Raw genomic sequence first — 19,998 nt, forward strand, 5'->3', positions numbered from 1 at the left:
ACAAAACTATGAGTAGTACAAATAAAAAATCTCGTCCTCTTGTAAAAAGAGCACGAGATTACTTTAACTATTTTTCTATTTCCAGGCACATATGATTCCGCCCATAATCATAAAACATACTATCCAGAAACCTCCGGTTACCAGCGTATATTTAAAACTTCTTCTTTCGTACAATGCATTTGTTCCAATTAATGGTAAGGCTAAAAATAATCCTGCCAAAAATCCGTGCAAAGCACCATGTTTAAAGGTTCTAAAAGCCATTCCATAATCGGCCATAAAAGCGACATAAGAGGGTTTGGCAATGCTGGCATCTCCTCCCACCATTCCTAAAGCACCCGTTTGATGGATTGTAATGATTTGCAGCATAAAACTGATTAACAAGGCATAAATAAATGATACTCCAAAAGTAAGAAGCATATTGCTTCCTTTCATTTTTTCTTCGGTCATTCCAGATTCTTTCATCCAGATTGTTCCAAACACTTTTGGGTTATACCAAATAAATCCAATAACAAGCGTTGAAAAAGCCGCAACTAATAGAGCATAAAAATTCATTTCCATAAAATTAATTTTAAAGGTTAGTTAATCAAATATAATAAATTTTATTATAGAAAAATTTTTATAATTTTGTAGGAAATTAAGGTATGTAACTTATGATTACATGTATTTCGTCGATTATATTTGTCGTTGATGAGAATAGTATGTAAATTTAGATATGTAAAAAGTTAAAATTTCTACTTATGAAAAATATAACTACTCTATTTTTAACCCTTTTGTTTTCCTTTTCAATATTGGCTAATGTTGCTCCTTCAGAGAGAAATGCATTAGTGAAATTATACGAAAAAACAAATGGAAGTCAATGGGTAACAAAATGGGATTTATCAAAGCCCGTTTCTACTTGGTATGGAGTTAAATTACAAGATGAAAAAGTGGTTTCACTAAATTTGGCCAATAATAATTTGGTTGGTGAAATTCCTTATGATATTGCTGAGCTTGTTAGTTTGCAAGAATTAGATTTGCATAAAAATCATTTATCTGGAGAAATACCTTCAATTGTTGGGAATTTAAAAGAACTTAAAATACTAGATATCTCGTTTAATAGTTTAACAGGAGCTATTCCGGTCTCTGTTTGTAAAATGAATAAATTACAAGAGTTAGCGCTATATATGAACGGTCTTTCAGGTGAATTGCCTGAACAAATAGGAAACTTGAAAAATTTAGAAGTTCTTTCTTTATTTAATAATGAAATTACCGGTCAAATACCAAGTTCATTATATAGTGTGAAATCATTGAAAACATTGCTTTTAAACAGTAATAAACTTATTGGTGAATTGGGACCTGAAGTTGCAAATTTGAAGTCTCTTGAGAACCTAAGTTTATTTGACAATAAAATGATTGGCGAAGTTCCAGTGGAGCTTGGGAAATTGAATAATTTGAAGGAAATGAATATTTCGTATAATTTGTTTTACGGAAAAGTGTCCAAAAACTTGGTACAGTTAGATACGCTAAACATGACTATGTTGAATAATAATGGCGCTACAGTTTTATTAGATGTAAATCAAGATAAAGATAAAGCGATAGTTTCCGAAGATTAATAGAAGTTAAAATAACCTTGTTTTCGTAGTAATTAGATTTAATAATTTTTAGTTTTTTTAAGTAAGTTTTAATTAATTTAGTTGTTTGAAGCCTGTAAAGTATTTATGCCTTACAGGCTTTTTTGTTGAATAATAGTTAAAAGTAGCTTTGTTTTTATAACAGGTTTTGAACAGAATGCAGACTAATTATAATTTGATAAGATCCAAATTTCTGCTATTATACTTTCAACTTTAGTTCATATTCAATCTCGTTGTCTTGTAAGTTAGCAATTTTAATAAAGTTTAGTCTTTTAAGAAGTTGTTTTGCTTTCTCGTTTTGTTTAGTTGTAATTGCCTTAACGCATTTTATCCCTATTGTGTCCAGTCCGAAGTTAAGAGCCAATTGCATAGCAAGTGACATAAAACCTTTTCCTCTATATTGAGGTAATAAAACGCAACCAAGTTCACCAATTCCTTTATCAAGGCCACGATAATAACCACAAGTCACTACAATATTATTTGTCGATTTTTCTACAATGCCCCAGTGAATAGAATTACCGGACTCATAATCTATGTCAATTTTCTTTTGCATTTCAGTTGCTTCTTCAATTGTCTTTGCTTGAATGGAGTTGTAAAATGAAAGTTCTATAACGTCTTGAATGTCTGAAGCCAGAATTTGACGCAACACTATTTTTTCGTCTGAAATGCTTGGATAAAAGTCGTAGGGAGGTAATTTCATTTTATATGTTTTGTACCGTTCAATTATTAGTAACGTCTCAACCTTAAGTTTGTTGCATAAAAAAAGCTTCAGATTTCTCTGAAGCTTTTCTAGTAGCGGGAACAGGACTCGAACCTGTGACCTTCGGGTTATGAGCCCGACGAGCTGCCTACTGCTCTATCCCGCGATGTGCGTTTGTAATTTCAATAAAATTCTTAGTAGCGGGAACAGGACTCGAACCTGTGACCTTCGGGTTATGAGCCCGACGAGCTGCCTACTGCTCTATCCCGCGTTGTTTCGGGTGCAAATGTACAACGAATTTCTGTATTTCCAATAAATTTTTTTAAAAATGTTTTATTTCATCTATTGACTTGATATAACTACCTTTGCACAATAAATTATAATAAAAATGTCACATAAAGCAGGTTTTGTAAATATCATAGGGAATCCAAACGTTGGGAAATCAACATTAATGAATGCATTTGTCGGAGAACGATTGTCAATTATTACATCTAAAGCACAAACAACTCGTCATAGAATTCTTGGAATTGTAAACGGTGAAGATTTTCAAATGATCTTATCGGATACGCCAGGAATCATCAAACCTGCGTATGAAATGCAGGAATCGATGATGAATTTCGTTAAATCAGCTTTTGAAGATGCTGATGTCTTGATTTATATGGTTGAAATAGGGGAGCAGGACTTGAAAGACGAAGCTTTTTTTAATAAAATTATTCACGCTACAATCCCAGTTCTTCTTTTATTGAACAAAATTGATACTTCAAACCAAGTGCAATTAGAGGAGCAAGTTGCTTTTTGGGCGGCGAAAGTGCCTAATGCAGAAATTTTCCCAATATCAGCCTTACAGAATTTTAATGTACCAGAAGTTTTTGGAAGAATAATAGAATTGTTACCGGAATCTCCTGCGTATTACCCAAAAGATCAGTTAACAGATAAACCGGAACGTTTCTTTGTTAATGAAACAATCCGTGAGAAAATATTATTGAATTACAGCAAAGAAATTCCATACGCTGTAGAAATTGTTACAGAAGAGTTTTTTGAAGACGAGAACATAATCAGAATCCGTTCTTTGATTATGGTGGAACGTGAAACTCAAAAAGGAATCATTATTGGGCATAAAGGAGCTGCTTTGAAAAAAGTAGGAATGGAATCCCGCACCGATTTAGAAAAATTCTTTGGAAAACAAATCCATATTGAGTTGTACGTGAAAGTGAATAAAAACTGGAGAAGCAACGCAAATATGTTGAAGCGTTTTGGTTACAACCAGTAAATCCTAAACAAATTAAAATTTTTAAAATCAATATTGGAATTCATTTTCCGGTATTGATTTTTTTTTTAGCCCAGATCGAAATGGAAACCCCGGAGTGAGAACGCTATTTTTTCTTGTGTTTTTAGAGCGACCAAAGGAAGCTCCTGAAAACGCATTAGAAAAAAAGCTTTTCGAACGAGGAGTTGCAGTGAAGTGCTGGAATTGCTCCTGATAAAAATTAAGATTTTATAATTTTTAAAAATAAATTTTCTAGTTCATTCATTTGATTATTGCCATTTTGCCGAATTTGCTTTGCAATCAGATACAATAAAAACCAGGAGAAAACCATTAATGCCATGACTGTCAAATCAAATGTTACGGAGTTTTTTAAAATATAATCAGAATAAGCTATTCCGGCAAAAATTATAAATACACCGGCAATTATAAAATGAAGAAACATGAAAAAGGTCCATAAAGTTGGGTCAGGACCAAATAAACCTCTTATGTGAGTTTCCGTGTCGCTCTTAGGTTCGAGTTGTAAGTGCAAGTGAGGGGAATAGTACGCTTTTTTTGGCCCTTTTATATCAAGCCAAATATGAGATCGTTCGATTTTGATTGCATAATCGTCGGAGATTCTATTGGTATGATTTTTGAATTTAAGGCACAAACTGTCAACGTTTTCAGGAACATCTCTGTAAAATCGGAGGCGGAGTCTTAGTTCATTATTGTTATCCATAATAATATTATTGTAAGAATTAAATGATAAGGTGTTGCTAATATACCAAAAAAATTGATAATCATGGTATTAAACACTACCTTTGCAAAATATTTGAATTTAGTATTATGAATAACATTGTTGCGATAGTAGGAAGACCTAATGTAGGGAAATCAACCCTTTTTAATAGGCTGATACAAAGAAGAGAAGCTATTGTAGATTCAGTATCTGGGGTGACCCGAGATAGAAACTATGGTAAAAGCGAGTGGAACGGAAAAGAGTTTTCTGTAATTGATACCGGCGGATATGTACGTGGTTCTGATGATGTTTTTGAAGGAGAAATCCGTAAACAGGTGGAACTTGCTATTGATGAAGCTGATGTTATCATTTTTGTGGTTGATGTGGAAGAAGGGATTACTCCTATGGATGATGCTGTTGCAAGATTGTTGCGTAAGGTGACTAAACCGGTTTTACTTGCTGTAAACAAGGTGGATAATGCAATGCGTGAAAAAGATGCTATTGAGTTTTATAACCTTGGTTTAGGTGAATATTACACATTTGCTAGTATTTCAGGAAGTGGAACTGGAGATTTATTGGATGCATTGATTGATGCTTTTCCTATAAAACCAGAGCCAACTCAGGAAGAAGTTACATTGCCTCGTTTTGCGGTTGTAGGACGTCCTAATGCAGGAAAATCGAGCTTTATCAATGCTTTAATTGGTAAAGAACGTTATATTGTTACAGACATTGCAGGAACAACCCGCGATTCTATTGATACCAAATTTGACCGTTTTGGTTTCGAATTTAACTTAGTTGATACGGCAGGAATTCGTCGTAAAGCTAAAGTAAAGGAAGATTTAGAGTTTTACTCAGTAATGCGTTCTGTTCGTGCTATTGAGCATGCTGATATTTGTATTTTGATTATTGATGCCACTCGTGGATTTGAAGGGCAGGATCAAAGTATTTTTTGGTTGGCTGAGAAAAACCGTAAAGGTGTTGTCATTTTAGTAAATAAGTGGGATTTAGTCGAAAAAGAAACGATGTCAACTCGTGATTATGAAGCGAAAATCAGAGAAGAATTAATGCCATTTACGGATGTGCCTATTCTTTTTGTTTCGGCTTTAACGAAACAACGTTTATTGAAAGCATTAGAAGCAACAGTGAAAGTTTTTGAAAACAGACAACAGCGTATTGCAACTTCAAAATTCAACGAATTTATGTTGAAAGTTATTGAGGCATACCCACCGCCAGCAACAAAAGGGAAATATGTAAAAATTAAATATTGTATGCAATTGCCAACTCCAACACCACAATTTGTGTTTTTTGCCAATATGCCACAATATGTAAAAGAGCCTTACAAACGTTATCTGGAAAATAAAATTAGAGAAAACTGGGACTTTTCAGGAGTGCCAATAGATATTTATATCAGAGAGAAATAGTCTTTATTTCCATAATTATACTAGAAAGTTTATTGAGTTTGTAAAAGCTCGATAAACTTTTTTTATTTTTATGAAAAAAATGAGTGCAATAAATGGCAAAGTTGTTTGGATTACTGGAGCTTCAAGCGGAATAGGAGAGGCTTTGGCTTATGAATTGGCTCTTAGGAATTGTAAACTCATTCTTTCGGCACGTAATATAAAAGCTTTAGAATCTGTAAAATCTAGGTGTTCAAGTTCGGACGTTATGATTTTCCCTTTTGATTTAACGGACTTTGATAATGCTAAAGAACATGTTGAAAGGGCCATTTCTTTTTTCGGAAAAATTGATATTCTTGTAAATAACGGCGGAGTTAGTCAACGTTCGCTTTTAGTCGATACTGATTTTGAGGTGGATAAAAAACTTATTGAAGTTGATTATTTGGGAACTGTTGCTGTCACAAAAGCCTTGTTACCTCATTTTATCAAAAATCAGAAAGGACATTTTGTTACTGTAACCAGTTTGATGGGGAAGTTTGGTTCGCCATATCGTTCGGGCTATTGTGGTGCGAAACATGCTTTGCATGGCTTTTTTGACGTACTAAGGATGGAACATCAAAAAGATTACGTCAATGTCACCTTAATTTGTCCGGGTTTTATCCAAACTAATGTGGCTATAAATGCACTTACTGCTGATGGGTCTAAACAAAATACAGACGATGAAGCTACTTTAAATGGTATGCCAACGGCTGCTTTTGTTAAAAAATTAGTCAACGCCGTTGAATCCAAAAAGTTTGAAGCCTATATTGGAGGAAAAGAGGTTTTAGGCATTTATTTAAAACGATTTTTTCCTAAAATGCTGCATCATTTTGTGTTGAAAAGCAAGGTGAGATAATGTTGAATTTTAGTAGTACAGATTGATATTCATAGAATTTAAAATCCCGAGAAATTGGGATTTTTTTTGTTTAAATCGATTTTAGAGGATATTACTGTTCTTCTTCTTCTTCTAAAGTTTCCATAGGATGGTCACCATACCAATCCTTAAAAGTTTTTATTGTATTATAATCATCATGCAAAACGGTATATACCATATACAAGATTAACGGTATACCAATGCAATACAGGGTCGTTATTACCGATAAAGAAACATTAGTTTGACATAAACCGGCAAATACAAAAACATAAATGGTGGTAAACCACACGAGTTTGATTGCGAAATTTTTCATGGCTGTATCTTTTTATTAAAGTTACGCCTCGAAATTTAAAAAACAAGTTAAAGTACTTATAATCAATACTTAAAATATCTATAATTATTTAATTGTAGCAAATTATAAATATTGTTTATACTTTTTTTGCGATTTTAATTTTATGAAAAATGCTGAAGCGGATAATGTCTCTGTTGAAATAATCGATTCCATTGCTTCTTCTTTGGAAACTGTTTAGGTAACCGAGTTCGAATGCCAAATGGCTATTGAGGCCATAATGTATGGCAGCATAAATTCTATTTTGATCAAAAGTGTTTTTAATTATTTTTTTTCCAAAATTGAACATTATCTCATCAGACAGTATGGCTTTTAACAATTGTTTTTCTTTTTTCCAAAAAGCATAGTCACCTTGGAGTCTGTATCTGAATCTCCAAAAAAATGTAGTGCCAGAGAGCAGCTCTTCTTTATTAGCATTATGAATAAATCGCTCTTCCAATTGAAAACGTTGCATCAGCGTTACCGTATTAACTTTTAATTTCCAAGTAAGATCCTGTTGTCCTCTATATTCAGGGGTATTGTAATCAGGATTAATTTCAGGTAATTGTGTATCAACAGAAAAATAAGCAAAGCCAGCACCTGTCTCTAAACTTTCATTAATTTTATAGCGAGCTTGAATTCGCATGACATATAAATTTTCTTGCATTGGTTTTAGAAAAAGTCGGTTGTCAAATTCAGAATGCAAAGACCATTTTTCGGTTAGCAGCAATTGATTGTAATAGCGAGTCCAAAGAATACTTTGATGATCTATATTTTTTTCCTCCGTTTGCGCTTGGCAAAGAACACACAGGAGTAAGAATAAAATGACTCTAAATTTTTTCACGGAGCTTTACTTCAATTTTTGCAAATTTACATAAAGTCTATAAATCCTATAGGTATTGTTTAGTGTTTTTAAGAAATATTTTATTATATCAGTTTAATAATGTTTTAGAAAAAAGAAAACAGCACCTTAAAATCTAAGTTTTAAGAGTGATGTTTCAAATTTTAATTTTTTGAAAGTTTTTTATAATGAATATCTCAAAGTGATGCCATACGTTCTTTGATCTCCTAATACACCAGCATATTGTCCGGCATTACCGCCCGCAGGTAATAATTGTTCAAAATAATCCTTATTCAATAGGTTACGTCCCCATAAGTAAAAAGATAAACCTTCTGAAGCACGGAAACCGACACGACCATTAAGTAAGGCGTATGAATCTACCACTAAATATTTTGATGGAGATGCACTCGAAGAAAAAGAAGAGCGATAATAGCTATCTAAAGCGAAGAAAAACTTCCCAACATTACCAAAGAATTTACCTGAATCAGAGATTTCACCACCTAAAGATCCTGCCCATTTTGATACGCCAGGAAGGGCACCACCCGAAATATCCTTAGCATAGATTGAATTATTATTTGCATCTTTTAATCCCGTTTCCTCTAGTGGCAACGGTGCATTCTTGAAAGAAACATATTTACCATCAGTGTAAGATACCGCACCGTTGAACGACAAGTATTTGTTGACAGCAACACTAGCGTCAAGTTCAGCGCCGCGTACACGTACTTTTTCTGCGTTAGCAAGATATCCGCGATTTAGACTCACGTCAGGACTTTGGACTAATGTCTGAAAGTTTTTGATATCTGTATTATAAAGTGTCACATTCAATATAGTACGGTCAAAAGGGGAGGTTTTCACTCCAACTTCAAGATGATTTACTTCCTCCGGTTTTATTTCGGCAAGTGCTAATATCGGTCCATTGGCATCGGTAGGAATTCCACCTACATTAACACCTACAGGTTTGTAGCTTCGCGCATAAGTTGCAAAAGTATTGATACGATCAGAAGCTTTGTAAGCCAATGTCAAATTTCCTGAAAAGTTGGTGTCGTCTACATCCACTTTGAAAGCCTGATTTGAATAAACCTTCTTTTTCAAGGCAAGTAAAGCTGGATCGGTTGTTTGAAGACCTCCGTAGGTTTCTCTACTATAGTCTAATTTTTTCTGATCATAATTATACCTAAGGCCAGGCAATAAGTGAAGACCTTCTGTAATTTCCCAATCAAGTTGACCAAATATTGCCCCGCTGAATGTGTTGAGTGTATTTTTGGTTTTGATTCCGTATCCGTCTAAAAGGCCAGGCGTCTGCCATAAGGAGTAACCATTGGAATCGTTTGGTGTATCTTGAGAAAAGCGCCATTGTGCCAAACCTGCTTCTTCAATCTGGATAGGATCTGCTTTAAGTTCCTGTCCGATAGCGAATATACCAATTACACCACTTAATCTGCGGGAGAAATCTCCTGCATAACGTACCTCTTGCGACCATTGTTGGTGTTTTGATGTAGCTTGTGATAGTTTAAGTACTTGAAGTCCTGTGAAATCTCTATCATTGGATGGATCCCAATTCCAATAACGCCAAGCTGAAGTTGAGGTAAGAGTTCCTTCTCCAATTTTAGTTTCCATATTTAATGATATACCGCCTAAATCTTGTCCTGAACGCCAAGGAGTATCATGGTCAATTTTACGGTCGAATGCATTCTGGCTTGGAAGACTATAGTTTAAATCAGCAATAATCTGGTTAAATTGACGGTAAGCGGCACGTTTCGTTGGGGCAACACCAGCAATTACTTGCGCATATCCATCTGGACGTTGACGCGAAAAATCTGCTGCTAGTGTGATATCCGTATTTTCTGTTGGTTTATAAAGCAACTGCCCTCTAACTCCTTGATTATTCAGATCGTTTACTGATTTTCCGGTTGCTACATTTTCAATTAAACCATCCCGCTGCGTTCCTGAAAAAGATAAGCGCCCTGCAAATTTTTTACTTAATGCTCCCGTAATAGAAGCTTTAGCCTGAAGAAATCCGTAATTTCCAAAGCTAACCTCAAAGTTAGCGCCTGAAGTAAAACTAGGTTTGCGAGTGGTTACGTTAAAGGCCCCTGCAGTGGTGTTTTTACCAAACAAGGTTCCTTGTGGTCCACGTAATACTTCAATTCGGTCGATGTCAATAAAGTCTAATGTTGTAGCTGCAGGACGAGCGTAATAAACGCCGTCGACGTAAAATCCAACTCCGGGGTCTATTCCATCATTGGTAAGTCCAAAAGTGGAACCCAGACCGCGAATATTGATAGTTGTGTTTCTTGGATTTGAAGAATATAATTGAACGGACGGCACTAATTCCTTCAAACGGTTCACGTTGAAAGCGCCAGCTTCCTCAGCTTGTTTTCCGCTTACTACTGAAATTGGAATGGGAACGTTCTGTGCTTTTTCAATTCTACGTCTGGATGTGATGACTACTTCAATAAGTTGATTCTCCTCCGAAAGGATTATTTCTAATGGCGTATCTCTTAGTTCAGTTATTGTAACTTCTTTAGATTGATATCCTACGTATTGTATGATCAGAGGAAAAGGAATTTTTTCTTGTGTATCAACAGTAAATTTTCCGGTGACATCTGTAGTTGAATTATATCTAGTGCCTTTTAATATCACATTTGCACCTTCTAAAGGTATATTTTGGCTATTTGTCACTATACCTGTAACCGCAGTTTGTGCAAAAGATAAAGAGGATATGAATAGTAATAATAGTGTTTTAATTGCTTTCGTATAAATTGTTTTCATTGTATGTTTATTATATGTAATTAGTAGAGTTTAAATTAAATTTTTTTTACTGACACATATACATCATTTGATTACTCTTTTCTTTATTTGCAATTAGTTGTTTATTTCCTTTTTGTTCATTTAAAATAACGAACGTGCTTACATACGTTTTCATATGTTTAAATTTGGATTGTTAATTAATTATTAAATTCACGGCAAATATATAACTAATTCTATAAAATTAGTAGAGTTTAAAAAATATTTTTTTATTTTTTCACTAATGAAGCTATAGTTATTCCTTGCATAGCTTTTAAAGTCTCGTCTCTAATAGTCATAAGTCCATGTCGTAACAGACATTCAGACTCACTTGTGCAATCAGAACAACGCTCGTAAAAATTTAGGGATGCACATGGAAGCAATGCGATTGCGCCATCAAAAAGCCTGTGAATGTCGGCTAAAGTAATGTCGTTTTTAGATTTTAAAAGATAATAACCGCCAAATTTCCCTTGTTTGCTTCCTACAAAATGCCCACGCTTTAAGTCCAATAATATCTGCTCCAAAAACTTTTTTGGAATATTAGCAGCTTCAGCGATTTCGATCGTTCTTGAAATGTGATTTTCGTCTTGTTGCGCTAAAAACAGTAACGCTTTTAGTGCATATTTGGCTTTATGTGAAAGCATTTACTGTAATTGATTTATGTTTTTTGAATAGAGTAGGAATGACAAATATTAAAAAGAGCTTTTGTTTTTTTGAATCTCGGTTCTTTTTGATAAATATGCAAACTGAATATTACCAATCTCCACTTGATCCGCCACCAGAGAAGCCTCCGCCACCAAATCCACCGCCGAAACCTCCTCCGCCAAATCCACCACCAGAGGAACCGCCGCCAAAACCACCTCCGCCACTGTTTCTGCCAAGGCTGCTTAGAATAATGATATCCAGTAGACTTGAGCCTACACCACTGCCGCTGTTACCAGAATTTCCACCACTACCTTTGTTTCGAGATATCAGCACCAGTATAATAATGACAATAACAATTAATGGTAAGATGGGAAATCCTTTATCTTTGGTTTTTTTAACACGCTCGCCTTTATATTTTCCTTTAAAAACATCAAATAAAGCATCCGTTCCCTTATCAAGCCCGTTGTAATAACTTCCTGCTTTAAATTCAGGAATAATAATGTTTCGGATTATTTCTCCCCCAATACCGGCTGTCAGTCGATCTTCTAATCCGTAACCTGGATTTATTGCAATTTTAGTTTCGCCTTTAGCCAATAAAATAATGACACCGTTGTCTTCTTTTGCCTGACCTATGCCCCAAGTTTGCGCCCATTTTGTTGCTAATTGACTTACATCTTCTCCTTTGAGGCTTTCTACGGTTACTATCACAATTTGAGTGGTGGTAGAATCAGAATATTTAATCAGCTTTTCTTCCAACTGTGTTTTTTCTGTCGCGCTTAAAACATTCGCATAATCGTAAACAGAAGTCTGTGAAGTTGGTTTTTCAGGAATAGTAAATTGCGCAAAACTAATTTGTGTGAATAATAAAAAAACTAATAGCTTCAGGAAAATTTGGGTGTTCTTTTTTTGTAATAGCATTATCCTCTAGATATTTCGTTTGATAATTCATTTGTGTCGCCTTCCAGCCAAGGGAAATATTTCTGTAATTGTTCGCCAGCCATTAAAATCCCATCAATAAGTCCTTGTTTGAAATTTCCGTTTTTAAAATGGTTTTTCATAATTTCTTTTGTGGTTTCCCAAAAATCATCTGCAACAAGATCATTTATTCCTTTGTCTCCGCAAATCACAAATCTTTTATCGGCAATAGCAAGATAAATCAAAACGCCATTTTGAAGCTGGGTTTCGTCCATTTTGAGTTCATGAAAAACTTCCAAAGCCCTGTCAAAAGGTTCTTCGGAAGTTGTTTTTTCTATATGTACTCTAATCTCGCCAGAAGTATTTTTTTCAGCCACGCGAATAGCTTCAATAATTGCTTGTTCTTCTTCTTGGGTTAAAAAACCTTCTACTTTTGACATTGGAATATTTTTGAGTTAAGATTAAAGATTTTTGATTTCAGAATTTTTTAATCTGCAATCAAAAATCTTTTATTTTTAAAGGTTGTCTCTTAAAATTAAATTTATTTTTTCCTCCTAAAAAGTTACCTTTAGAATTTTACTTCAACAGGTTTGTCTGCACCTTCAACAGAGTTAAAATATGCTTTTTCTTTGAAACCGAACAGACCAGCAAATAAAGAATTTGGGAACGTTTTAATGTGTGAGTTGTATGGTTTTACCGCTTCGTTAAAACGAGTTCTAGCCGTTAGAATTTGATTTTCAGTACTAGCCAATTCATCTTGCAGTTTTAAGAAATTTTGATTGGCTTTCAAATCAGGATATTGTTCTACTGTAACCAATAATCGAGATAATGAACTGCTAACACCGCTTTGCGCTTTATTGAATTCTGCTAATTTTTCAGGCGTAATATTTGTTGGGTCAATTGTAGTTGAGGTCGCTTTGGCACGTGCTTCAATTACTGCAGTCAAGGTTGATTTTTCGAAATCAGCAGCTCCTTTTACGGTGTTCACCAAGTTTCCAATTAAGTCATTTCTTCTTTGGTAGGCTGTTTGCACATCTCCCCAAGATTGTTCAACATTTTGATTTAAAGTTACTGCCGTATTGTTAATTCCTTTAACCCAGCCATAAATTCCAATAATTACAACTACTGCGATAATCCAAGGTAAAAATTTTTTAAAATCCATTTTTTTTTAATTTAAAGTTTAGTATTTATTTATATAAAATCTGCAATTTGAAAATCGTTCATCTGTAATCAGAATGCTACAGTTGATTTTTAATATTTGTTAATTGTGTTCGTATTGTTTCCAGTTTTCGAATAATTTCAAATTTATCCAAGGTTTTCTTCTGACCTTCTTTTAAATGCGTTTTGGCACCTTCCAGAGTAAAACCTCTTTCTTTTACTAAGTGGAAGATGAGTTGTAAATTAGTCACATCTTCAGGGGTGAACATTCGATTGCCTTTAGCGTTCTTTTTAGGCTTCAGAATGTCAAATTCATTGTCCCAAAAACGGATTAGCGAGGCATTCACATCAAATGCTTTGGCTACTTCGCCAATGCTGTAATATCTTTTGTCTTTAGATAATTCAATATGCATATCTGTTTTTTATTTTTTGTCCAGTTGAATTGTCACTGAATAGTATTTTATGATCTTTTATCTGAACACTGCGAACCGAATACTAAATACTATTTTTGTATTAGTCTAATGATTGATTCTCCTGGTTCGCTAATTTTGAAATGGCAACATACTCAATTGCCGAAATATTTCCGTAATAAAAATTGAGCGGATTCACGACATTTCCGTCTTTGTGCACTTCGTAATGCAAATGTGGACCTTCAGATCTTCCGGTGCTGCCTACATAACCTATAATGTCACCGCGTTTTACTCTTTGTCCTGCTCTACAATTATATTTACTTAAATGCGCGTATAGTGTTTCGTATCCGTATCCATGTCTAATTACAACGTGATTTCCAAATCCCGACGTATTGTTATCTGCATTTTTGACTACTCCATCGCCAGTCGCATAAATAGGAGTTCCTACATTTGCCGAAAAATCCATTCCTTCATGCATTTTTCTTGCCTTTGTAAAAGGATCTGTACGGTACCCAAAACCGGAAGCCAAACGTTTTAAATTCTCGTTCCTTACAGGTTGAATGGCAGGGATCGCAGCCAACAGTTTGTTTTTAGCTTTGGCTAAATTTAAAATGACATCCAGTGATTTCGACTGAATTGCTAATTCTTTCGACAGCATGTCAACTCTTTTAGTCGTATTAGTTACTAGTTGGGAATTATCATAACCCTGTAAAGCCTTGTACCTATTTATTCCCGGCAAACCTGCTTTTCTTACCGAGTCCGGAATTGCTGAGGTGTTAAAATATACACGATATATATTATTATCCCTATCCTCAATAGCCTCAACGACATCATCAACCTGATCCATTTTTTTATTTAAAATAGCAAAATTCAACTTCAAATTGTCAATTTCGCGCGCTTGCAAACGATCTTTTGGCGTTTCAAAATAAGGAGTGTTCAATAATACAATGAAACACAAAAATCCAAACAAAGCCGATGCCACTAAAAATAGGGCTGCAACACCAAATTTCTTTCTTTTTCTTACTTTTATTTTTCGGTATGCTAGATTTTCGGAATCGTAATAATATTTTACTTTCGCCATATTTTAAAATACCCTATTTTTGCACCTCGTAAAAGGTTAGTCGAACAAATTTAATAAATGTTTCATTTGTTCAACCCTTTTTTCAGGAATAAATAATATAATGTGCCTATTCCAGCTATTCGCTGCAAGTTCTCGTCTTGAAATCTTTTTTTCTTATGAGCCAGCAGGAGCTTCCTACGGTCGCTCTGCCATCTCAAGAAAAAATAAATTTCAAAACCGCGAAGCTTTTCACTTCTATCTGGGGCAAAAAAATGTTAATTTGTTAATTTGGTTATTCGTTTATGCGATTTAGCCGATTAACCAAATTAACAAATAACCGAACAAACAATAAAAATGACATCACAAGACGTACGTAAACAATTTCTGGATTTTTTCGCTTCAAAAGGACACTTAATCGTTCCATCAGCACCCATAGTTCTAAAAGATGATCCAACCTTGATGTTCAACAACTCAGGAATGGCCCAGTTCAAAGAATATTTCCTTGGGAATGCCACGCCAAAAAGCAATAGAATTGCCGACACACAAAAATGTCTTCGTGTTTCAGGAAAACATAATGACTTAGAGGATGTTGGTTTTGATACCTACCACCATACCATGTTTGAAATGTTGGGGAACTGGTCTTTTGGTGATTATTTCAAAAAAGAAGCCATCAACTGGGCTTGGGAACTTTTGACGGAGGTTTATAAAATTCCAAAAGAAAACTTATACGTTTCCGTTTTTGAAGGAAATGAAGAAGAAAACGTACCATTCGACCAAGAAGCATGGGATATTTGGAAAGAGTTGATTGACGAAGACCGAATCATTCTTGGAAACAAGAAAGACAACTTCTGGGAAATGGGAGATCAAGGTCCGTGCGGTCCTTGTTCTGAAATTCACGTTGATTTACGTTCAGAAGAAGAAAAGTCTTTAGTTTCTGGAAAGAGTTTGGTGAATAACGACCATCCGCAAGTAGTGGAAATTTGGAACAACGTATTTATGGAATTCAACCGTAAAGCGGACGGTTCTCTTGAAAAACTCCCGGCGAAACACGTTGATACAGGAATGGGATTTGAGCGTTTATGCATGGCATTACAAGGAAAAACCTCTAATTATGACACCGATGTTTTTACGCCGCTTATTGAAAAAGTAGAGCAAATTACAGGATTAAAATACACTTCAAACGAAGTTTTAAATATCAGCGAAGAGCAAAACAAAATCAATATTGCTATTCGTGTAGTTGTTGATCACGTTCGTGCGGTAGCTTTTGCTATTGCTGACGGACAATTGCCGTCAAACACAGGCGCTGGTTACGTGATTCGTAGAATTTTGCGTCGTGCCATTCGTTACGGATTTACCTTCTTGAATACAAAGGAACCTTTTATTAATCAATTGGTAGCCGTTTTGGCCAATCAAATGGGTGAATTTTTCCCAGAAATCAAATTGCAACAACAATTGGTTACTAATGTGATTCGTGAAGAAGAAGCTTCTTTCTTGAGAACTTTAGACCAAGGATTGCAATTATTAGAAAATGTAGTTGCCGAAACTAAAGGAGCAACTGTTTCTGGAACAAAAGCATTTGAATTATACGATACTTTTGGATTCCCAATTGACTTAACTGCATTGATTCTTAGAGAAAAAGGATTCGAATTGGACGAAGCTGGTTTTAACACTGCCATGCAAGAACAAAAAGCGCGTTCGCGTGCCGCATCAGAAGTTTCTACCGAAGACTGGTCTGTATTGATTCCAGGAAATGTTGAAACATTTGTAGGTTATGATCTAACAAAAAATGACGTGAAAATTACTCGTATCCGTAAAGTCGACAGTAAAAAAGACGGGATTTTATACCAAATCGTTTTAGATAATACGCCATTTTATCCAGAAGGAGGAGGGCAGGTAGGTGATAAAGGGACGTTGGTTTCGGCAAATGAAACCATCGAAATTATCGACACTAAAAAAGAAAATAACCTGATTTTGCATTTTGCAAAAAAATTACCGGAAAATTTAAACGCTGGTTTTGCTGCTAAAGTAAATCAAGATTTGAGAAGTTTGTCTTCCAGAAATCACTCGGCTACGCACTTGATGCACCAAGCTTTGAGGAGTGTTTTGGGAACTCACGTAGAACAAAAAGGTTCGTTAGTAAATCCAAACTATTTGCGTTTTGACTTTTCTCATTTTGCTAAAATGACAGAATCTGAATTGCAACAAGTTGAGGATTTTGTAAACGAAAGAATTCAAGAGCAATTACCATTAATTGAAAGAAGAAACATTCCAATCCAACAAGCTCTAGAAGAAGGTGCAATGGCATTGTTTGGTGAAAAATACGGGGATAATGTTCGTGCGATAAAATTTGGCGAAAGCATGGAATTATGCGGTGGAATACATGTGAAAAATACCGCTGAAATCTGGCATTTCAAAATCGTTTCGGAAGGAGCGGTTGCATCAGGGATTCGTCGTATCGAAGCCATTACAAGTGATGCTGTTAAGACACATTTTGCATCCTATGAAAACACATTGAATGAAGTAAAAATAGCGTTAAAAAATCCTCAGGATATTTTGAAAGCCGTTCATTCGATGCAAGAAGAAAATGCCAAATTGGCAAAGCAAATTGAGGCTTTGGTAAAAGATAAAGTTAAAAATTTGAAAGCGAGTTTAATAGCTGAAATACAGGAAATAAACGGCGTACGATTCTTGGCGAAACAAGTCGATTTGAATCCGGAAGGAGCAAAGGATTTGGCTTATGAATTAGGAAATTTAGGGAATAACGTATTTCTTGTTTTGGCTACAGCCGACGAAGAAAAACCAATGTTAACTTGTTATATTTCTAAAGAATTAGTTGCTGAGAAAAAACTAAATGCAGGACAAGTTGTTCGTGAATTGGGTAAATTTATCCAAGGTGGCGGAGGCGGACAACCATTTTTTGCGACAGCAGGAGGGAAAAATGTCGCAGGAATTCAGGAAGCTTTGGCGAAAGCTGTTGAGTTTGTAAAGTAATAGTCTCGTAAAGTTTTTTTGTCTCGCAAAGCCGCAGAGACGCAAAGTGTTTGTGGATAAATGTCTGAAAATATCCGTTAACAATAGCTTTGCGTCTCTGCGACTTTGCGAGATTTTTTAATAAATTACCGAGAAGAAAAAAAATGACTGTCTGAAAGATGCTAAAGAGGAAAGTGTTTGGGAAGAATAGTGAAAAATATTTATTAACATTTTGCGTCTCTGCGACTTTGCAAGATTTTTTAATATATTAGCGAGAAATAAAAAAATGACTGAAAACGAGATTTCAAAAATTGTTGTTGATGTTTGTTACAAAATACACACTAAGCTTGGCCCAGGTTTATTAGAGTCGGTTTATGAAGCTATTTTGTTTTATGAGTTAACGAAAAGAGGACTACTAGTTGAAAGTCAAAAACCACTTCCCGTTGTCTGGGATGAAGTAAAATTAGATATTGGATTCAGAACTGACTTAATCGTAGAAAATAAAGTCATTTTAGAAATAAAATCAGTTGAACAAATTGCTAATGTGCATCCGAAGCAACTTTTAACGTATCTGAAAATTACAGGAATAAATTTGGGCTTGTTAATTAATTTCAACGAACCACTAATTAAAACCGGAATTACAAGAATTGTAAATAATCTGTAACCTTTGCGTCTCTGCGACTTTGCGAGAAATAAATATGAACTTCAGAACCCAAATACCCATTCCTAAAAGTAATCATCTAGTAGATTACAATTCAAAGATTGTGTCTTTGGGTTCATGTTTTGCAGTAAATATGGCGGAGAAGCTGGACTATTTTAAGTTTCAAAATAGCTGTAACCCAGTTGGGATTTTATTCCATCCGTTGGCAATTGAAAAGCTAATTGATTTTGCTGTTTCCGAAAAGCAATTTACGGATAACGATATCTTTTTTCACAATGAATGCTGGCATTGTTTTGATGTGCATTCTGATTTGAGTAATTCAAATAAAGTGGAATTATTAGCATCTTTAAATGCAATAATCAAATCTACAAAACTGCAATTACAAGAAGCTTCCCATATTATTATCACTTACGGAACGTCGTGGGTATATCGAAATACTGAAAGCGATTCTATTGTGGCAAATTGCCATAAATTGCCACAAAAGCAGTTTAAGAAAGAATTGCTTTCTGTTGAGAAAATAAGAAAAAGTATTACTAATACAGTGAAATTAATCCATGCTGTAAATCCGGATTGCAAGATTATTTTCACGGTTTCACCAGTACGACACATCAAGGATGGTTTTGTAGAAAATCAATGGAGCAAAGCCAATATAATTAGTGCGCTTCATGAGAGTTTTGACTTTCGACTTTCGACTATAAATTACTTTCCCAGCTACGAGATCATGATGGATGAGCTTCGTGATTATCGTTTTTATGCGGAAGATATGTTGCATCCCAATCAAGTGGCAATCGATTATATCTGGAACCGTTTCAAAGAAACCACAATTTCGGAAACTGCTTTTTCTACGATGGATGATGTGGAAAGTATTCAAAAGAGTTTGTCGCACAAACCTTTCAATCCTGCTTCAACAAGTCATGTGAAGTTTGAATCTAAAGTCAGAGAAAAAATCATTAAATTGGAAAATAAATATTCATTCATGAAATTTTAATTATGCTAAGAAGAATAGGTATTGGAATAGGAGTTATTATCGGAATATTTTTATTGTTCAAATACTGCGATTTCAAGAAAAATGATGATCAGGATATCAGTTACAATACTAATCTCATCCAGCAACAAATTGTAAACGTTGGTAAACTGGTGGTTACCGAAGGACATTTCTCGGAAGTGATTACCTATAAAAATCAACAGAAATATTTACTGGATATGCTTTCTTTCGAGAAAAAAGCGTTGGTTGTTGTCAATGCCGATGTGACTGTTGCGTATGATTTGCACAAAATGAAATACGATATCGATGAAAAAAACAAAACCATCACGATTATTAGCATTCCGAAAGAAGAGATAAAAATAAGTCCGGATATTCAGTTTTATAATGTGGAGCAAAGTAAACTGAATCCGTTTACGGGAGATGATTACAATAAAATCAATAAGTCAGTTAAAGCGAATTTAGCCAAGAAAATTGAAAAGTCATCCTTGAAAGAGAATGCTCAAAATCGCTTAATTAGTGAATTATCTAAAATATTAATTCTGACCAATACCATGGGTTGGAAATTGCAATACGAAGGAAAAGTAATCGAAAGCGAGAAAGATTTTGGAAAGCAAATAAAGCTTTAGGAGAAATTTT

At 34.8% G+C, this 19,998-nt stretch carries 20 protein-coding genes and 2 tRNA genes; 8 read left to right on the forward strand and 14 right to left on the reverse strand.

Features of this window, described 5'->3' with window-relative positions; genetic code table 11:
• Positions 1-75: 75 nt before the first annotated feature.
• On the reverse strand, positions 76-558 hold the full coding sequence (locus ACFX5F_RS02580; protein WP_379849609.1) for a DUF1761 domain-containing protein: 483 nt from the start codon (positions 556-558) through the stop codon (positions 76-78).
• A gap of 179 nt (positions 559-737) precedes the next feature.
• On the opposite strand from ACFX5F_RS02580, the gene ACFX5F_RS02585 reads away from it, so the two are divergent.
• Complete coding sequence (locus ACFX5F_RS02585; protein WP_379849611.1) at positions 738-1,592, forward strand: leucine-rich repeat domain-containing protein; 855 nt, start codon at positions 738-740, stop codon at positions 1,590-1,592.
• Positions 1,593-1,809: 217 nt separating this feature from the next.
• On the opposite strand, the gene ACFX5F_RS02590 is transcribed toward ACFX5F_RS02585, so the two are convergent.
• The 3 genes from ACFX5F_RS02590 to ACFX5F_RS02600 all read right to left on the reverse strand — a co-directional run bounded on the left by ACFX5F_RS02590 (position 1,810) and on the right by ACFX5F_RS02600 (position 2,581).
• The gene (locus ACFX5F_RS02590) at positions 1,810-2,310 is read right to left on the reverse strand and encodes a GNAT family N-acetyltransferase (protein ID WP_379849613.1); all 501 of its coding nucleotides are present in this window, start codon (positions 2,308-2,310) and stop codon (positions 1,810-1,812) included.
• Between the two features lie 93 nt (positions 2,311-2,403).
• Positions 2,404-2,476 (reverse strand) — tRNA-Met (locus ACFX5F_RS02595).
• A 32-nt stretch (positions 2,477-2,508) separates the two neighbouring features.
• Positions 2,509-2,581, reverse strand: a tRNA-Met gene (locus tag ACFX5F_RS02600).
• A 117-nt stretch (positions 2,582-2,698) separates the two neighbouring features.
• On the opposite strand from ACFX5F_RS02600, the gene era reads away from it, so the two are divergent.
• A complete protein-coding gene (gene era, locus ACFX5F_RS02605) occupies positions 2,699-3,580 on the forward strand; it encodes a GTPase Era (protein ID WP_379849615.1) in 882 nt (293 codons plus the stop codon).
• A gap of 217 nt (positions 3,581-3,797) precedes the next feature.
• Here era and ACFX5F_RS02610 read toward each other — a convergent pair whose 3' ends face one another.
• A complete protein-coding gene (locus ACFX5F_RS02610) occupies positions 3,798-4,295 on the reverse strand; it encodes a hypothetical protein (RefSeq protein ID WP_379849617.1) in 498 nt (165 codons plus the stop codon).
• Between the two features lie 107 nt (positions 4,296-4,402).
• Between ACFX5F_RS02610 and der the strand changes: the two genes are divergently transcribed.
• Positions 4,403-5,713 (forward strand): ribosome biogenesis GTPase Der, encoded by a 1,311-nt coding sequence (gene der, locus ACFX5F_RS02615; protein WP_073203747.1) that lies wholly within the window; start codon positions 4,403-4,405, stop codon positions 5,711-5,713.
• Positions 5,714-5,792: 79 nt separating this feature from the next.
• Positions 5,793-6,584: an SDR family oxidoreductase gene (locus ACFX5F_RS02620; protein ID WP_379849619.1), complete on the forward strand. Its 792-nt coding sequence runs from the start codon at positions 5,793-5,795 to the stop codon at positions 6,582-6,584.
• 91 nt (positions 6,585-6,675) lie between these two features.
• On the opposite strand, the gene ACFX5F_RS02625 is transcribed toward ACFX5F_RS02620, so the two are convergent.
• The 9 genes from ACFX5F_RS02625 to ACFX5F_RS02665 form a co-directional block, all read right to left on the reverse strand.
• Complete coding sequence (locus ACFX5F_RS02625) at positions 6,676-6,915, reverse strand: hypothetical protein (RefSeq protein WP_379849621.1); 240 nt, start codon at positions 6,913-6,915, stop codon at positions 6,676-6,678.
• A gap of 115 nt (positions 6,916-7,030) precedes the next feature.
• On the reverse strand, positions 7,031-7,774 hold the full coding sequence (locus ACFX5F_RS02630; protein WP_379849623.1) for a DUF2490 domain-containing protein: 744 nt from the start codon (positions 7,772-7,774) through the stop codon (positions 7,031-7,033).
• A gap of 180 nt (positions 7,775-7,954) precedes the next feature.
• Positions 7,955-10,543, reverse strand: a complete 2,589-nt coding sequence (locus ACFX5F_RS02635) for a TonB-dependent receptor (RefSeq protein WP_379849625.1) — start codon at positions 10,541-10,543, stop codon at positions 7,955-7,957.
• A 245-nt stretch (positions 10,544-10,788) separates the two neighbouring features.
• Positions 10,789-11,202, reverse strand: a complete 414-nt coding sequence (locus ACFX5F_RS02640) for an RrF2 family transcriptional regulator (protein WP_379849627.1) — start codon at positions 11,200-11,202, stop codon at positions 10,789-10,791.
• 109 nt (positions 11,203-11,311) lie between these two features.
• Positions 11,312-12,121: a TPM domain-containing protein gene (locus ACFX5F_RS02645; protein ID WP_379849629.1), complete on the reverse strand. Its 810-nt coding sequence runs from the start codon at positions 12,119-12,121 to the stop codon at positions 11,312-11,314.
• Positions 12,121-12,558, reverse strand: a complete 438-nt coding sequence (locus ACFX5F_RS02650; protein WP_379849631.1) for a TPM domain-containing protein — start codon at positions 12,556-12,558, stop codon at positions 12,121-12,123. Before ACFX5F_RS02650 ends, ACFX5F_RS02645 begins: the two co-directional genes overlap by 1 nt.
• A 128-nt stretch (positions 12,559-12,686) precedes the next feature.
• A complete protein-coding gene (locus ACFX5F_RS02655) occupies positions 12,687-13,280 on the reverse strand; it encodes a LemA family protein (RefSeq protein WP_379849633.1) in 594 nt (197 codons plus the stop codon).
• Between the two features lie 76 nt (positions 13,281-13,356).
• The gene (locus tag ACFX5F_RS02660; protein ID WP_035670311.1) at positions 13,357-13,689 is read right to left on the reverse strand and encodes a MerR family transcriptional regulator; all 333 of its coding nucleotides are present in this window, start codon (positions 13,687-13,689) and stop codon (positions 13,357-13,359) included.
• 100 nt (positions 13,690-13,789) lie between these two features.
• On the reverse strand, positions 13,790-14,767 hold the full coding sequence (locus ACFX5F_RS02665) for a M23 family metallopeptidase (RefSeq protein WP_379849635.1): 978 nt from the start codon (positions 14,765-14,767) through the stop codon (positions 13,790-13,792).
• A 333-nt stretch (positions 14,768-15,100) separates the two neighbouring features.
• On the opposite strand from ACFX5F_RS02665, the gene alaS reads away from it, so the two are divergent.
• From alaS to ACFX5F_RS02685, 4 genes are all read left to right on the forward strand, one after another.
• Positions 15,101-17,737, forward strand: a complete 2,637-nt coding sequence (gene alaS, locus ACFX5F_RS02670; protein WP_379849637.1) for an alanine--tRNA ligase — start codon at positions 15,101-15,103, stop codon at positions 17,735-17,737.
• Between the two features lie 265 nt (positions 17,738-18,002).
• A complete protein-coding gene (locus ACFX5F_RS02675; RefSeq protein ID WP_379849639.1) occupies positions 18,003-18,380 on the forward strand; it encodes a GxxExxY protein in 378 nt (125 codons plus the stop codon).
• 34 nt (positions 18,381-18,414) lie between these two features.
• Complete coding sequence (locus ACFX5F_RS02680) at positions 18,415-19,365, forward strand: GSCFA domain-containing protein (protein WP_379849641.1); 951 nt, start codon at positions 18,415-18,417, stop codon at positions 19,363-19,365.
• A 2-nt stretch (positions 19,366-19,367) separates the two neighbouring features.
• Positions 19,368-19,988, forward strand: a complete 621-nt coding sequence (locus ACFX5F_RS02685) for a DUF4230 domain-containing protein (RefSeq protein WP_379849643.1) — start codon at positions 19,368-19,370, stop codon at positions 19,986-19,988.
• Positions 19,989-19,998: the final 10 nt, after the last annotated feature.

This window comes from Flavobacterium zhoui (assembly GCF_042787235.1).
Classification (GTDB): domain Bacteria; phylum Bacteroidota; class Bacteroidia; order Flavobacteriales; family Flavobacteriaceae; genus Flavobacterium; species Flavobacterium zhoui.

Excerpts from the sequence above, each read along its gene's own strand:
- ACFX5F_RS02610 (WP_379849617.1), bottom strand. The coding sequence starts at position 4,295 with ATGGATAACAATAATGAACTAAGACTCCGCCTCCGATTTTACAGAGAT.
- ACFX5F_RS02680 (WP_379849641.1), top strand. The coding sequence starts at position 18,415 with ATGAACTTCAGAACCCAAATACCCATTCCTAAAAGTAATCATCTAGTA.
- alaS (WP_379849637.1), top strand. The coding sequence starts at position 15,101 with ATGACATCACAAGACGTACGTAAACAATTTCTGGATTTTTTCGCTTCA.
- ACFX5F_RS02685 (WP_379849643.1), top strand. The coding sequence starts at position 19,368 with ATGCTAAGAAGAATAGGTATTGGAATAGGAGTTATTATCGGAATATTT.
- ACFX5F_RS02625 (WP_379849621.1), bottom strand. The coding sequence starts at position 6,915 with ATGAAAAATTTCGCAATCAAACTCGTGTGGTTTACCACCATTTATGTT.
- ACFX5F_RS02645 (WP_379849629.1), bottom strand. The coding sequence starts at position 12,121 with ATGCTATTACAAAAAAAGAACACCCAAATTTTCCTGAAGCTATTAGTT.
- ACFX5F_RS02590 (WP_379849613.1), bottom strand. The coding sequence starts at position 2,310 with ATGAAATTACCTCCCTACGACTTTTATCCAAGCATTTCAGACGAAAAA.
- era (WP_379849615.1), top strand. The coding sequence starts at position 2,699 with ATGTCACATAAAGCAGGTTTTGTAAATATCATAGGGAATCCAAACGTT.
- ACFX5F_RS02585 (WP_379849611.1), top strand. The coding sequence starts at position 738 with ATGAAAAATATAACTACTCTATTTTTAACCCTTTTGTTTTCCTTTTCA.
- ACFX5F_RS02675 (WP_379849639.1), top strand. The coding sequence starts at position 18,003 with ATGACTGAAAACGAGATTTCAAAAATTGTTGTTGATGTTTGTTACAAA.
- ACFX5F_RS02655 (WP_379849633.1), bottom strand. The coding sequence starts at position 13,280 with ATGGATTTTAAAAAATTTTTACCTTGGATTATCGCAGTAGTTGTAATT.
- ACFX5F_RS02650 (WP_379849631.1), bottom strand. The coding sequence starts at position 12,558 with ATGTCAAAAGTAGAAGGTTTTTTAACCCAAGAAGAAGAACAAGCAATT.
- ACFX5F_RS02640 (WP_379849627.1), bottom strand. The coding sequence starts at position 11,202 with ATGCTTTCACATAAAGCCAAATATGCACTAAAAGCGTTACTGTTTTTA.
- der (WP_073203747.1), top strand. The coding sequence starts at position 4,403 with ATGAATAACATTGTTGCGATAGTAGGAAGACCTAATGTAGGGAAATCA.
- ACFX5F_RS02635 (WP_379849625.1), bottom strand. The coding sequence starts at position 10,543 with ATGAAAACAATTTATACGAAAGCAATTAAAACACTATTATTACTATTC.
- ACFX5F_RS02660 (WP_035670311.1), bottom strand. The coding sequence starts at position 13,689 with ATGCATATTGAATTATCTAAAGACAAAAGATATTACAGCATTGGCGAA.
- ACFX5F_RS02580 (WP_379849609.1), bottom strand. The coding sequence starts at position 558 with ATGGAAATGAATTTTTATGCTCTATTAGTTGCGGCTTTTTCAACGCTT.
- ACFX5F_RS02665 (WP_379849635.1), bottom strand. The coding sequence starts at position 14,767 with ATGGCGAAAGTAAAATATTATTACGATTCCGAAAATCTAGCATACCGA.
- ACFX5F_RS02620 (WP_379849619.1), top strand. The coding sequence starts at position 5,793 with ATGAGTGCAATAAATGGCAAAGTTGTTTGGATTACTGGAGCTTCAAGC.